The 13496-nt window shown below is 73.9% G+C and carries 15 protein-coding genes; 8 read left to right on the top strand and 7 right to left on the bottom strand.

The features are described 5' to 3' along the window. Positions 1–188: 188 nt before the first annotated feature. Genes GRQ65_RS17325 through GRQ65_RS22935 form a run of 3 tightly spaced genes read left to right on the top strand, consistent with a single transcriptional unit; the run spans position 189 to position 2383 of the window. Positions 189–1547 (top strand): HNH endonuclease signature motif containing protein, encoded by a 1359-nt coding sequence (locus GRQ65_RS17325; RefSeq protein WP_160879245.1) that lies wholly within the window; start codon positions 189–191, stop codon positions 1545–1547. Between the two features lie 9 nt (positions 1548–1556). Continuing rightward, positions 1557–1955 carry a DUF4186 family protein gene (locus tag GRQ65_RS17320; protein ID WP_160879244.1) on the top strand — a complete coding sequence of 133 codons (399 nt, stop codon included), beginning with the start codon at positions 1557–1559 and terminating at the stop codon, positions 1953–1955. After that, complete coding sequence (locus tag GRQ65_RS22935) at positions 1952–2383, top strand: GNAT family N-acetyltransferase (protein WP_160879243.1); 432 nt, start codon at positions 1952–1954, stop codon at positions 2381–2383. Before GRQ65_RS17320 ends, GRQ65_RS22935 begins: the two co-directional genes overlap by 4 nt. Here the strand turns inward: GRQ65_RS22935 and GRQ65_RS17310 are convergent. Beyond that, positions 2374–3660, bottom strand: coding sequence for an MFS transporter (locus tag GRQ65_RS17310; RefSeq protein WP_337191823.1), 1287 nt, complete (start codon positions 3658–3660; stop codon positions 2374–2376). The genes GRQ65_RS22935 and GRQ65_RS17310 overlap by 10 nt on opposite strands. Before the next feature lie 43 nt (positions 3661–3703). On the opposite strand from GRQ65_RS17310, the gene GRQ65_RS17305 reads away from it, so the two are divergent. The 3 genes from GRQ65_RS17305 to GRQ65_RS17295 are packed head-to-tail and all read left to right on the top strand — an operon-like array spanning position 3704 to position 5042. Beyond that, positions 3704–4141, top strand: coding sequence for a YdeI/OmpD-associated family protein (locus GRQ65_RS17305; protein ID WP_337191822.1), 438 nt, complete (start codon positions 3704–3706; stop codon positions 4139–4141). Positions 4142–4170: 29 nt separating this feature from the next. Continuing rightward, positions 4171–4677 (top strand): DUF427 domain-containing protein, encoded by a 507-nt coding sequence (locus GRQ65_RS17300; protein ID WP_160879241.1) that lies wholly within the window; start codon positions 4171–4173, stop codon positions 4675–4677. A gap of 35 nt (positions 4678–4712) precedes the next feature. Next, positions 4713–5042 (top strand): hypothetical protein, encoded by a 330-nt coding sequence (locus GRQ65_RS17295; protein WP_160879240.1) that lies wholly within the window; start codon positions 4713–4715, stop codon positions 5040–5042. Here the strand turns inward: GRQ65_RS17295 and GRQ65_RS17290 are convergent, their stop codons facing one another. From GRQ65_RS17290 to GRQ65_RS17280, 3 genes are read right to left on the bottom strand one after another with little or no spacing between them, the layout of a single operon-like run. After that, positions 5043–5969, bottom strand: a complete 927-nt coding sequence (locus GRQ65_RS17290) for a WXG100 family type VII secretion target (protein WP_160879239.1) — start codon at positions 5967–5969, stop codon at positions 5043–5045. It lies immediately after the preceding gene. Then, on the bottom strand, positions 5962–6279 hold the full coding sequence (locus tag GRQ65_RS17285; protein WP_160879238.1) for a hypothetical protein: 318 nt from the start codon (positions 6277–6279) through the stop codon (positions 5962–5964). Before GRQ65_RS17285 ends, GRQ65_RS17290 begins: the two co-directional genes overlap by 8 nt. Then, entirely contained in the window at positions 6276–6689 is a 414-nt protein-coding gene (locus GRQ65_RS17280; protein WP_160879237.1) for a YbaB/EbfC family nucleoid-associated protein, read from the bottom strand. The genes GRQ65_RS17285 and GRQ65_RS17280 overlap by 4 nt, the downstream gene beginning before the upstream one ends. A gap of 91 nt (positions 6690–6780) precedes the next feature. Here GRQ65_RS17280 and GRQ65_RS17275 point away from each other — a divergent pair, with 91 nt between their 5' ends. Then, positions 6781–8712 (top strand): M3 family metallopeptidase, encoded by a 1932-nt coding sequence (locus GRQ65_RS17275; RefSeq protein WP_160879236.1) that lies wholly within the window; start codon positions 6781–6783, stop codon positions 8710–8712. Here the strand turns inward: GRQ65_RS17275 and GRQ65_RS17270 are convergent. Continuing rightward, a complete protein-coding gene (locus GRQ65_RS17270) occupies positions 8688–9521 on the bottom strand; it encodes a hypothetical protein (RefSeq protein WP_160879235.1) in 834 nt (277 codons plus the stop codon). The genes GRQ65_RS17275 and GRQ65_RS17270 overlap by 25 nt on opposite strands. 69 nt (positions 9522–9590) lie before the next feature. Between GRQ65_RS17270 and GRQ65_RS24115 the strand changes: the two genes are divergently transcribed. Beyond that, positions 9591–11741: a tetratricopeptide repeat protein gene (locus GRQ65_RS24115; RefSeq protein WP_160879234.1), complete on the top strand. Its 2151-nt coding sequence runs from the start codon at positions 9591–9593 to the stop codon at positions 11739–11741. Between the two features lie 48 nt (positions 11742–11789). Here the strand turns inward: GRQ65_RS24115 and GRQ65_RS17260 are convergent, their stop codons facing one another. Both GRQ65_RS17260 and GRQ65_RS17255 read right to left on the bottom strand, forming a co-directional pair. Further along, positions 11790–12083 (bottom strand): hypothetical protein, encoded by a 294-nt coding sequence (locus tag GRQ65_RS17260; RefSeq protein WP_160879233.1) that lies wholly within the window; start codon positions 12081–12083, stop codon positions 11790–11792. Between the two features lie 46 nt (positions 12084–12129). Then, a complete protein-coding gene (locus tag GRQ65_RS17255; protein WP_160879232.1) occupies positions 12130–13479 on the bottom strand; it encodes an NtaA/DmoA family FMN-dependent monooxygenase in 1350 nt (449 codons plus the stop codon). Between the last annotated feature and the right edge of the window lie 17 nt (positions 13480–13496).

Raw genomic sequence — 13496 nt, 5'->3', positions numbered from 1 at the left:
CCACCACAGGCCGCCGCCAGGGTTGACAGCCCATAGGAGCGTCAGGACTCCGTCCTTCCTCAACCACCGTGGCGAGTTGACGTGGTTGAGGGGGTTGCGCAGCAACCGTCTCGAGACCGCCCTCGCCAGGCTCCGCGTCTTGTGGATCAGCCCTATCATTCGAACACGTGTTCGACTACGATGGCATCATGACCGCAGCACCTCTCACCCCCGTCGCACCGCCGGTGCCGACGGCGGTGCTGCTCGAACGGATCGTGGACGCGGCGGCGCGGCGTACGGCGGTCGAGGTGGAGCTGGCCGAGCTCGCTCTCGCGTGGGCGCACGCGCACGTGATGTTCCCGGCGTCAGAGGTGACGTGGGGCTATGACCCGGACGCGCCCTACGGTCTCGGCGACAGTCGCGCGCACGTGGAGTCGGTGGAGTGGCATGCGTTGCCGTGGCTGCATTGGGACGCCGCCGCCTCGTTCGCGGCCGCGCAGGGCATGTCGACTGCGGCCGCGGAGATGTTGCTGCGTGACGTGCTGACCCTGGAGCTGCGTCTGCCGTTGACGTGGGCGCGGGTCCGTGCCGGGGAGGTCGCGGTGTGGCGGGCCCGCCGGGTCGCGCAGGGGGTGATCGGTCAAGCCAACGACGTGGCCGCCTACGTCGACGCCGCGGCCGCGCCGCGGGCGCACTCGATCGGGGTGACGGGGATCGAGCACCTGGTCGAGGAGGCGATGCAGCGGTTGCACGTCGAGCAGTACGAGATCGAGCAGCTGGAGGCTCTCGAGACCCGGGAGGTGGCCGTCTCGCAGCCGCCGGACCGGTTCGGTGTCGGGGAGTACGTCATCCGGGCCGACCAGGTCGACCTGACGGCGTTCGAGACCACCATCGGCCGGCTGGCGGCAGCACTGAGGCGCGACGGGTCGGAAGAGTCGTTGGACGTACGCCGCTCGCAGGCGGTCGGGATCATCGCCGACCCCGCCCGCGCCCAAGCGCTCTTGGACGGCACCGGGGTGAAGGTGCCCGCGTCGCGGGAGGTGTTCGCCTACCTGCACCTCACCGAGGCCAACTTGTTGGGTCTGGACCCGGTGACCCTGGACCACACCGGCCGTCCGCACCTGACCCAGACCGTCGCCGGCTGGGCCGGCCGCGACGACCTGCGCCTGACGATCGCCCCGGTGCACCACTGCACCGGCTGTGTCCGCTGCGAGAGCGTCCGCGGCGGCCACGAGCACGACGCCCGGGCCCACACCCAGCACGACCCGCTCCCGGCCCAGCGGACCCAGGTCGAGCTGCAGGACCCCACGTGCGTGTTCCCCTACTGCACCCGGCCCACCCGGGCCTGCGACCTCGACCACCGCGTTCCCTTCCCGGACGGGGTCACGTGCCCGTGCAACCTGACACCCCTGTGCCGGCACCACCACCGGCTCAAGACCCACGCCGGCTGGCGCTACCGACCCCGCGGCCCCGCCGGGTCAGGCACCTACGAGTGGACCGACCGCTACGGGCAGGTCTTCGTCCGGGACCGCGCCGGCACGACCGCGGGAAGCACTCTGCCGACCTAGGCTGGATCGGTGCCCGACCACACCGAGATCGACGCGCGGATCGACCGCGCGGTGGCGCGGCCGTTCGGCCGGCGGTTCCACCTGCGCGGGCGCGAGCGAGCCACGGCCCAGCTGCGCGGACCCGGGACGATGCGGGCCCACGCCGCCGAGATCATCGGTGAGCGGCTCGCCCCGGCTCAGCCGCGCAACGACGGCCGGCAGACGCCGTACCGCAACCACCCGGTCTTCGTCGCCCAGCACGCCACGGCGACCTGCTGCCGCACCTGCCTCGAGACGTGGCACGGCATCGCGAAGGGCCACCAGCTCGACCGGGACGAGCGGGCCTACGTCGTCGAGGTGATCGGGCGCTGGATCGACCGCGAGCTGGCGCAACCCGCCGAGACGCCGCGCCTACCCTCGGTGCGGTGAGCGACCCCGACGACGACCTGGTCCGGAACCCTCCGTCCCTCGTGGACTACCTCCACCTGCGTGCGGCCTCGGGCCTGACGCCGAGGACGCCTGCACAAGGGGAGGGTGCCGTGGCCGGCAGCTGGTGCTGGAGCGTCGTGCGGCACGGGGACCGGGCGGTAGCGATGGGCCGGGTGATCGGCGACGGTGGGTGGTACTTCCACATCGCCGACATGGCGACGCTGCCCGAGCATCAGGGCCGGGGCCTCGGCCGATGGGTGCTCGCCGACCTGCTGGCGCAGATCGAGCAGGTCGCGCCGCCGGAGCCCTACGTCACGCTGATGGCCGACGCGCCGGGGCGGCGGTTGTACGAGTCGATGGGATTCGTCGAGACGGCGCCGCGCTCGCTCGGCATGCGGCTCGAGACCCGGCGGGCGCCTCAGGCCTGAGACACGCGGGTCAGCCGGTAGCGCACGAACGACGGCACCGCGAGAGCCGCGACGACGGTGCCGACCACGACCAGGACCCCACCGCCGGCGGCGGCCGCGGCCGAGCCGACGACCGCGGCGGAGGCACCGTGGGCGACGTCGGCGATCCGGGGCCCGCCCGCGACGACGACGATGAAGACGCCCTGGAGCCGGCCGCGGACGGCGTCGTCGGCGGCGCTCTGCAGCATGCTCGTGCGGAACGCTGCCGAGGCCATGTCGGCCGCCCCGCCGACCACGAGCATCAGCAGCGCCAGCAGCAGCCACGGCGTCGTCGGACCACCGAGGCCGGCGAGCCACACGGCTGCGCCGAAGCCGACCATCGCCGCGCCCCACACCAGGATGCAGGCGATGACGGCGCGGCCCTGCGCCTCGATGCGCGAGACCCACCCGCTGAACACGCCGCCCAGGACCGCCCCGGCCGGGATCGCGGCGAAGAGCAGCGCGAAGACGAGCCCGCCGGCCTCCGGCCCACCGAACTCCACGTGGGCGATCTCCGGGAACAGCGCGCGCGGCATGCCGAAGACCATCGCGATCAGGTCCACGACGAACGACATGAGCAGCACGGGCTGCTGGCGCAGGTAGGCGAACCCGTCGAGCACCGCCGAGATCCCCGGCGCGGTCGCGACGGCGCCGACCACGGCCAGCGACGGCAGGCGTACGACGGCCGCGAGCGTCGCGAAGAGCGTGATCGTGTCGATGAGGTAGAGCCACGACAGTCCGACGACCGGGATCAGCACGCCCGCCACGAGCGGGCCACCGATCGCGCCGGCCTGCATCACGGTCATGTTGAGCGAGTTGGCGGCCGGCAGCAGCTCGGCCGGGAGGATCTTGGGCAGCACCGCGCTGCGCGTCGGCTGGTTGACCGCGAAGAACGACTGCTGCACGGAGAACAGCCCCAGCAGCAGCCAGACGTTCGTGCCGCCTGCCGCGGCCTGCAGCCAGAAGAGGCCGCTCGTGACGATCAGTCCGACCGTCGTCACCAGCAGGATCGTGCGGCGGTCGAAGACGTCGGCCAGCGCGCCGCCGTACAGTCCGAAGACGACCAGCGGCACCAGCCCGAACACCCCCGTCAGACCGACGTACGCCGAGGAGCCGGTGTCGGCGTAGAGCTGGGCCGGGACGGCGACCACGGTGAGCTGGGCGCCGATGACGGTGACGATGTTGGCGAGCCACAGCCGGCGGAAGTGCGGCTCACGCAGCGGCCGCGTGTCGGCCAACTGGTTGCGCAGGTCCACCACTCGTCCAGTTTCGCCGACGCAGATCTGTGCCAGAGTGCCGCCCGTGGAACTGAGACTGGAGCTGGAGGCGACCGGGGGCACGACGACGGGGTTCCGGGTGCCCGACGACGTCGTGGAGGCGCTGGGAGCCGGACGTCGCCCGAAGGTCGTCGCGACGGTCGGCGGGCACACCTGGCGCTCGTCGATCGCCCGGATGGGCGACGCGTTCTGGCCCGGCATGAGCCGCGCCGAGCGCGAGGCCGCCGGGGTGGCGGCGGGCGACGTGCTCGACCTCGTCGTCGAGGTCGACGCCGCGCCGCGCACCGTCGAGGTGCCCGACGACCTCGCCGAGCGCCTCGCCGCGGATCCCTCCTTGGCCGCAGCCTGGGCCGCACTGGCCCCGAGCCGCCAGAAGGAGGCCGCGCGTCAGCTGACCGAGGCGAAGAAGCCCGAGACCCGCGCCCGGCGCCTCGAGAAGATCGTGGCCGACCTCGGCGGCTGACGCGCCCCGGTGAGGGGGTACCGCCGGGTGTGAGCTTCCGGCGCCCCACCCCCGACCCCGTCGGTCCCGGTCAGGAGTCCGTCTGGGACTACCCCCGACCCCCTCGGCTCGAGGAGACGACGTCCGTGCTGCAGGTCGAGCTCGGCGGCGAGGTCGTCGCCGAGACCCGCGAGGGCTGGCGGGTGCTCGAGACCAGCCACCCGCCGACCTACTACCTGCCGCGCGCGGCGTTCGCCGACGGCGTGCTGCGCCCCACCGCCGGCTCGAGCCACTGCGAGTGGAAGGGCCAGGCGTCCTACTTCGACCTCGTCGGCCCCGACGGTTCGGTCGCGCCCCGCGCGGCGTGGACCTACGAGCACCCGACCGGCGGGTTCGCCGCCATCGCCGGTGCGATCGCCGTCAACGCGAACCTCGTCGACCGGTGCTTGGTCGACGGCGAGGTCGTGATCCCGCAGGAGGGTGGCTTCTACGGCGGCTGGATCACCAGCACCGTGGTCGGGCCGTTCAAGGGGGGCCCGGGCTCGATGGGCTGGTAGGCGTAGGTCGAGCCCCGGGTGGGCAATGTGCCGTCATGGCAGCCTGGGGCAAGTCCCGCGAGGAGCGCGAGCGCGAGTACCACGAGGCGATGGCGAAGCTCGAGGCCGACCAGGCTGAACTGCGGCAGCCCGACGACGAGGGAGCAGTGCGCTACGCCGCCCGCTCGTTCGGTGAGTCGCTGCTGGTCCTGCTGGGCGGCTTGGTGATCTGTGTGGTGGGCGCTGCGATCGGAGCCGCGGTCGCCGGCACCCTCGGGCTCTTCGTCGGCTTCGTCGTCGGTGTGGTGATCTGTGGCGTCCTGAGCGTGATCGGGTTCGGGTTCGGCGCGGTCTGGTGGCGCCGCGAGTACGAGAACCGTCGCTGACTACTTCGAGCCCGGCAGGCTCGGGACCGCGTCGTCGACCTCGTCGGTGACGCCGTCCACGGCCTGCGCCGGTCCGCGCGTGCCGTCGGCCAGCGGGCCCATGACGTCGTCGAGGTCGTCGCGAGCCGGGGTCTGGATGTTGTCCTCCCCGTTGACCTGGTCGTCGTACTCGTCGACCGCGATGTCGCGCAGACCGTTGACCAGCGCGTTGCCGGCACCGCTGAGCGGGCTGCCGGTCAGTCCGGTGCCGGCCGAGACGACCGGCTTGAGCACGACGGCCTTGACCAGGCCGCGCGCGACGAACCCCTCCAGGCCCTTCATCGCCTTGAGGGCCTTGAGCGCCTTGGCCAGCGCGGTGAGGGCCTGAGCGACCTTGGTGAGGATCATGGCGATCTTGCTGCCGGCCACGGCGGCGCGGGCCGCGGCGGTGGCGGCCCCGGCGACGGCCGAGGCGCCGAGCGTCACGATGCTGAGCGCGGCACTGACGGCGAGGGTCAGCAGGGCCCACTCGATGAGCTCGCGGATGATCGCCTCGACGGCGTCCTCGGCGACCTTGACCTCCATCGCGGCGTCGTCGAGGAACTCCGCGACGTCGTCGAAGTGGCTCTCCATCGCCTCGATCTCGTCGACCAGCTTCGCGACGGTCTGCTGGAACGCCTCGGACGACTGACCGTCCCAGGACCCGGCGACGGTCGAGGCGATGCTGGTCTGGAACTCGCCCAGCGCCTTGACCTTGTCCGCCATGGCGCGCCACTTCTCGGCGGTCGCCTTCACCGACTCGGAGTCACCCGTGATGGAGTCGAACTGGTCGGCCAACGGCTGCACCAGCGGTCGCATGAGGTTGTCGACCATGCCGGACAGCGGCGCCATCCAGCCGTTGATCTTGTCCCAGACGGAGACGACCTCCGCGGCTCCCACGTCAGGCACCGCCCTTCATCGTCGTGAACTTCTGGTTGACCGTGTCGTCGAGGTCGCGGGTGTAGTCGCGGAAGGAGATCAGCCGGTCGGCGAGGCCGTCGCAGGCCTTGCCGAGCTGCTCCAGCGCCTCGCCGGCCTTCGCGTAGACCTCGTCGAACGACGCCTGGATCTCGTCCGAGGACGGCAGCTTGCCCAGCGCGCCCTTCTCGAGGGTGGCGCTGCCGTGGTCGGAGACGAGGCCGTCGACCTTGCCCTTGGCCTCGACCTCGCGGTCGGCGGCCTTGGTCAGGGCCTCGAACTCGACGCGCATCTCGCTCATCGCTCGGCCTCACCCGCTGCGCCGCCGCGCCGAGCGGCCAGCTCGGCCTCGACGTCGGCCCGGGTCGAGGCCGGCACCTGCCCGGCGAGCAGGTCGTCGACGTCGGTCTCCGGGATGACCCCGGCCACGATCTCCTTGACCCGCAGTGCCACCTCGGCCGTCGCCCGGCCGGTCAGGGCGAGGATCTCCGCGGCCAGCTCGTCGGCGCCGCCGCGCAGGGCGCGCTCGTCGAGGTGGAGGTCGACCAGCGCCCCGGCGGGGGTGACGGTGACCTGGACGGTGCGGTCGCTGGACGACGCGGAGCCGGTGAGTCCCTGCAGCTGCTGCTGCATCTGCTCGACGGCTTCGAGTCGGCTGAGGCTGTCGGCCTGGACCTGCTCGATCCACGCGGCGTTCGCGCCGGCGTCCATGGGTCCTCCTCGGGTCGGTTCGCGGACCTGGCCCTGATGCCCGGCCGGGTGACCTCGGAAACCCCGGTCCAGTGCTGCCTACAGTGAGGTCATGACGCCGCCCGCACCCCTGCAGCTGCCCGACGCCGACGGGGCCCTGGCCTGGGTGCGTGCCGACACCGAGCGAGGACTGACCCGGGCCCGCGGGCTGGTGGAGCAGGTCCGCAGCGCGGGCGGGGCCGAGGAGACCCTGCGGCTGTGGGACGAGGTCACGCTCGCCCTGGGCGACGTCGGTGCGCTCGGCTCGCTGCTCGCCAACGTCCACCCCGACCTCGAGGTGCGGACCGCGGCCGAGGAGGCCGAGGTGGCCGTCGACAAGTACGTCACCGAGCTGCGCCAGGACCGCGCGCTCTTCGAGGTCTTCGACCGGCTCGACGCGAGCGGCCTCGACCCGCTGGCGCAGCGGCTCCTCGCCAAGACGCTCGAGGAGTTCCGCCGCGCCGGCGTCGACCAGGACGACGCCACCCGCGCCCGGCTGGCCGAGATCAGCGAGCGCATCACCGCCCTCGACCAGGAGTTCAGCCGCACCATCCGCGACGACGTCCGCGTCGTGCGCGCGACCCGCGAACAGCTCGCCGGCATGCCCGAGGACTGGCTCGAGGCCCATCCCGCCGACGACAACGGCCTCATCGACGTGACCAGCGACTACCCCGACTCGGTGCCGGCCCGGATGTTCGTGCACGACCCGGCCGTCCGCCGCGCGGTGACGGTCGCCTCGCTCGACCGCGGCTGGCCGGCCAACGACGCCCGGCTGCGCGAGCTGTTCGACCTGCGCCACGAGTACGCCACGCTGGTCGGGTACGCCGACTGGGCGGCCTACGACGCCGCCGTGAAGATGATCGGCGACGGGCCCGCCGTCGCGGCGTTCATCGACCGGATCGCCGAGGTCGCGCAGGAGCCGATGGAGCGCGACCTCGGGGTGCTGCTCGAGCGCTACCGGCGCGACGTGCCCGACGCCGAGCAGGTCAGCGCGGCCGACGCGGCCTACTACCAGGAGCTGGTGCGGCAGGAGCAGCACGACGTGGACAGCCAGCTGGTGCGCACCTACTTCCCGTTCGCGCAGGTGCGCGACGGACTGCTGGAGGTCACGGGCCGGCTGTTCGGGCTGCGCTACGAGCCGGTCGCCGACGCGGTCGTCTGGCACCCCGACGTGACGGCGTACGACGTGCACCGGGCGGGACACGGCACCGACGAGCAGGACGAGCTGCTGGGCCGGATCTACCTCGACCTGCACCCGCGCGAGGGCAAGTACAAGCACGCCGCGCAGTTCACCGTGCGCTCGGGCGTGGCCGGTCGCCAGCTGCCCGAGGGTGCACTGGTCTGCAACTTCAGCCCGGGGCTGATGGAGCACGACCACGTCGTGACGCTGTTCCACGAGTTCGGCCACCTCGTCCACCACGTGCTCGGCGGCCACGTCGGCTGGTCCCGCTTCTCCGGGGTCGCGACGGAGTGGGACTTCGTCGAGGCGCCGAGCCAGATGCTCGAGGAGTGGGCCTGGGACGCCGACGTGCTGCGCACCTTCGCGAGCAACGCCGCAGGTGGACCGATCCCGGTCGAGCTGGTCGAGCGGATGCGCGCGGCCGACGACTTCGGCAAGGGGCTGCAGGCGCGCCAGCAGATGTTCTACGCCGCGGTGTCGTACTGGTTCCACGTGGAACGTCCCGAGGACCTCACCGCGCGGATGGTCGAGCTCCAGGCGCGCTACTCACCCTACGAGTACGTCGACGGCACGCACTTCTACGCGGCGTTCGGTCACCTGGGCGGCTACTCCTCGGCGTACTACACCTACATGTGGTCGCTGGTCATCGCGAAGGACCTGTTCTCGGCCTTCGACCCCGACGACCTGTTCGCCCCGGAGGTGGCCGGTCGCTACCGCGACCGCGTGCTGGCGGCGGGGGGTACGGCGGACGCGGCCGACCTGGTGGCCGACTTCCTCGGCCGCCCCTACACCTTCGACGCCTACGCGAACTGGCTCGCGCGGTAGTCCACCCGCTGCTCGAGCAGCTCGACGAGGCGGGCGGCCGCGGTCTCCGGCGGGGTGACCCAGCCCGCGAGCGCCCGCGCGGTGGCGACGGTCCCCGGGCCGAGGGCGAGCGCCCGCGCGCGGTCCAGCGCGGCCGACCCGGACCGGCGCTGCTGCCGCACCACGACCCCCACCCCGGCGCGCTCGAGGGCGCGGCCCCAGCTGTGCCGGTCGTGCTCGGCCGCCACCACGCTGGGGACCCCGGCGCGGAGCGCGGCCGCGGTGGCGAGCCCGCCGCCGTCGTGCACGAGGACGGCGCCGTGCGGCTCGGGGTCGGCGGCGAGGAACCCGATGGTCCCCGTGACACCCGGCGTGAGCAGGGCGTCCCACGCCCGCACCTCGAGGGCCCCGGCCCGGCCGGCGGCGAGGCCGGGCGGGCGCACGGCGCGCGGCAGCTGGAGCAGGTCGCGCAGCGCCTCGAGGTGCTCGCCCTGCCGGCCCCGCCGTCGCGGGCGGGGCGCGAGGTGCAGACCGGCGTACGGCACCCCGGCGAAGGCGGCCATCGTCGCGGCGACGTCCTCGGTGGACAGCGTGCCGACCACGAGCTCCGCGCCGAGGCACAGCTCGCGGACCGCCTCGACGTCACGGCCCGTGGGGGCGGGGAAGCCCTCGACCGCGACCGCGTCGTGGCCGCCCGCCACGGCCGTCCGCAGTGCCGACGCCGGCAGGCCGAGCCGGACGTCGTGGCCGCGGCGGCGCAGGTGGCTCGCCGCCGTGAGGACGGGCAGGGTCTCGTCAGGGCCTCCGGAGGCCAGCACCACGGCACGCACCGGACCAGTGGACCGTCGATCTCGCCCGACGTCTGTCGGGTCGCCGACGGTTCTCCTACCCTGCTGCGTGTGGCGACCGTGGCGGCCGGTGGCGGCGGGGGGTCGGCGGGACCGACGGCTCGCTCCTCGGCGCTGCTCGCGCGCCTGCTCGAGCTGGGTCCCGCGGAGGCCTCGTCGGCCGTCGTCGAGCGTCAGCTCGAGCTCACCGCGACCCTGCTCGGGCGCGACTGGCTGACGCTGCTCGACCACCTGCGCGGGCCGGGCGGCGCGCTGCCCGCCGGGGTCGCGTGGCGGGCGGGCTACGCGCTGCACCACCTCGGGCACCTCAGCGGCGCGCTGGCCACGGCGGAGGCGGCCGGACCCGGCGGCGAGGCCGACCGGGCGCGGCTCGCGGCCGTGCGCTCCTCGACGTCGTGGGCCCGGGGCGACCTCGAGGCCTGCCGGACCCACGCGGACCATGCAGCCGCGCTCGCCGAGGCGAGCGGCGACCTCGGCGCCCGGGCCGCGGCGTACGTCGCCCGGGCGATGCTGGCGGCCTTCGACGGCGACCGCGACCTCAACCTGCACGCCTACGAGCGAGCGCTCGTGCTGGCGGTCGAGGCCGGTGACCTGCAGACGACCGAGCGGGTGCACAACAACCTCGCATCGCGCTGCCTGGACGAGGGCCGCTGCACGGAGGCGCTCGAGCACCTGCAGCGCGGTCTCGAGGTCAACGAACGCACCGGCCACCTCTCGGGCCTCGCGATCCTGCGCCACAACGTCGCCGAGGCGCTGCTCGGCCTCGGCCGCCTCGACGAGGCCCTCGTCGAGTGCGACGCCTCGCGTGACCTGTGGACCTCGATCGAGGCGCCCGGGGCCTCGGGCTCGTGGCAGCTGCGCGGGGAGATCCAGCTCGCGCGGGGGAACGCCGGCCAGGCGGCGATGGCCTTCGCCCACGCGGCGTCGCTGGCGGAGCGCGAGGACAACGCGCAGTACCACTCCCTCGCCGTCGCGGGCGAGGCCCGCGCGCTCATCGCCACCGACCCGACCCGGGCCGCGGTGCTGGCCGCCCAGGCCACGACGCTGGCCATCCCCGTCGCGCACGCGGCGCCGGTGCTGGCCGCGGGGTGGGTCCACCTCGCGCTCGGAGATCCCGTGCGGGCCACCGAGCTCGCCGACCGGGGCGCCGCGCTCGCCGGGCGCCACCGCGACCTGCCACGCCTGGCCGATGCGCTCGAGCTCGCGGCGCTCGCGGCCCGGGCCGGGGGTGCGGAGCCCGCACTCGCGGAGGTGGATCCCCGGCTGCGCGAGGCGGGCGACATCTGGCGCGACCTCGCCAACCCGGTGCGGGTGCTGACCAACGAGGTCGTCGTCGCACGCCTGCGCCGCGACCGGGTGACCGGCTCGGTCGCGCGCGGCGAGCTGCGCTCGCTCGGGGTCCACGACGACGTGTGGCGGGTGGCCGGGCCCCTGCACGCCGTCGCGCGCCCGGCCGCGGCCGACGACGTGCAGGTGCGGGTGCTCGGTCCGTTCGCGGTCGAGGTCGGCGGGGTCGCCCTGCCGGCCGCCGCCTGGCCCTCGCGCAAGGCCCGCGAGGTGCTCGGGGTGCTCGCGTGCCACGGCGACCGCGGCCTGGGGCGCGAACGGCTCGGCGCCCTCGTCTGGCCGGACGCGGACGCGGTCGGCAACCGGCTGTCGGTCGCGCTCTCCCACGTCCGCTCGGTGCTCGACCCCGACCGTCGGCTGCCCGACTCGCCGGTCCTCAGCGACGGCGGGACGGTGCGGCTCGACCTGCGCCACGTCGCGGTCGACCTCGTCGACTTCACCGCCGCCGCGCACGCCGCGCTCCTGGCCGCGCGCGAGGGGTCACCGCGCGGCGTACCGCTCCTGCAGGGGGCGGCCGCGCTGCACACCGGCGAGCTGCTCGACGGCGTCGACGCGCCCGGGCACGCCGAGTGGCTGACCGCCCAGCGCGAGGAGGTCGAGCTGCTCGGACGGGAGGTGCTGCAGGCGCTGGCCCGCGTGCTGGCCGCCGGGCCCGAGCCCGCCGAGGCACTGCACTGGCACGCGCGCCTGCTCGCCCACGACCCCTACGACGAGTCGACCTACGCCGCTCTCGTCGCGCTGCTCGTGCGCCTGGGGCGGTACGGCGAGGCGCGGCGCCACCACCGCACCTACGTCCTGCGGATGGACGAGCTCGGCGTGCCGGCGCGGGCGTGGTCGGAGCTGGCCGGGGTCTGAGCCGGGGCCTGAGCCCGCCCGAGCGGGCTCAGGCGGCCTCACGCGACCTCACGCGGCGCGGACGACGACCCGGACCTCGCGCACGTCGCTCGCGGTCGCGTGGCCCGGGCGTCGGCGCTCGACCCGCACCGTCGCCTCCCCGCCCGGGAACGCCAGGAAGGTCACCTCGGTGGCCTCCTGCACGAGCGGCAGGAGGTTGCCGGGGTGCGCCGCGAGGTGCCAGCGGCTCGCCCCGAGGGTGCCTCGGAGCCTCAGGCAGAGCCGGTCGCCCGGCTCGAGCTCCACGGTCGACCCGGGTCTCGGGTCGAGGAGGGTGACGATGTCAGGGGTGGCCGTCCGCATGGTCGGGACCCTGCACCGGGGGCCTTTCAGAATCCTTTCGCTCAGCTCAGCTCAGCGCGGGCTCGGGTGCCTCGGTGAGGCCGAGGTGCTCGCGCAGCGTCGTGCCGGCGTACTCGCGGCGGAAGAGCCCGCGGCGCTGCAGCTCGGGCACGACCTGGTCGACGAAGTCGTTGAACGTCCCCGGCGCCTGGGCGCAGGAGAGGATGAACCCGTCGGCCTCGCCGCCGTGGAAGCTCGTCTCGATCTGGTCGGCGATGTCGGAGGCGGTGCCGACGAACTGCGGCAGGAGCACGCCCTGGGCGTAGAGCCGCCCGATGTCACGCAGCGTGAGCGAGTCGCGCTGCGACAGTCGGCGGGCCACGTCGAAGAGACCCTGGGTGCCGGAGACCTGCATGTCCTCGACCGGGGCGTCGAGGTCGTAGGCCGAGAAGTCGTGGTCGGTGTGCACCGAGAGCGTCATCAGCCCCGACACCGGGTCCGCGAGCTCGTTGTGGAAGGCCTGCTTCTCCCGCGCGATCGACTCCGTCTCGCCGACGAACGGGATGAAGGAGGGGAAGATCTTCACGTGGTCGGGGTTGCGGCCCAGGTCGCTCGCGCGGCTCTTGACGTCGTCGTAGTAGGCGCGCCGGCCCTCGGGCGTGGGGTCGATCTCGAAGATCGCCTCGGCCCAGCGGGCCGCGAAGTCCTTGCCCCTGGACGACGAGCCGGCCTGGATGAGCACCGGGCGCCCCTGCGGGGAGCGGGGCGTCGTGAGCGGTCCGCGGGTCTTGTAGAAGAGGCCGTCGTGCTCGACGGTGTGGACCTTGGTGGGGTCGGCGAAGACCCCGGAGGCCTTGTCCTGGACCAGCGCGTCGGCGTCCCAGCTGTCCCACAGCGCGACGGCGGCCTCGACGAACTCCTGGGCGCGGTCGTAGCGCAGGTCGTGGTCGAGCGCCTGCTCCAGCCCGAAGTTGCGGGCCTCGGCCCCGCTGAGCGAGGTGACGATGTTCCAGGCGACGCGCCCGCGGCTGAGGTGGTCGAGGGTGGCGAAGGCGCGGGCCACCTCGAAGGGGTGGAAGTACGTCGTGCTCTTGGTGACCGCGACCCCGAGGTGCCGGGTGACCGCGGCGATGCTCGTCGCGACCAGGGTCGGGTCGAGGGTGGCGCTCGCCTGGGTGCCCCGCTCGAGCGCGGCCGCCTGGGCCTCGTCGGTCGTGGCGCCGTAGTTGGTCGGCACCGCGAGCAGGTCGGCGAAGAAGACGAAGTCGAACCTCCCGCGCTCCAGGATCCGGCCGACGCGGTGGTAGTAGTCCGGCGACAGGAAGTCGGGGTCCGAACCGGGGTGGCGCCACGCGGCGTGCGAGTGCGTCACGTGCGAGGCGATCTGGAATCCGCCCAGGTGCAGCTGTCGGGTCACGGGGTCTCCCTCAGGCA

This window comes from Nocardioides flavescens, assembly GCF_009823805.1.
Taxonomy (GTDB): domain Bacteria; phylum Actinomycetota; class Actinomycetes; order Propionibacteriales; family Nocardioidaceae; genus Nocardioides; species Nocardioides flavescens.
The sequence above is the reverse complement of the archived record's forward strand: the minus strand, read 5'-3'. Positions and strand labels throughout refer to the sequence as shown.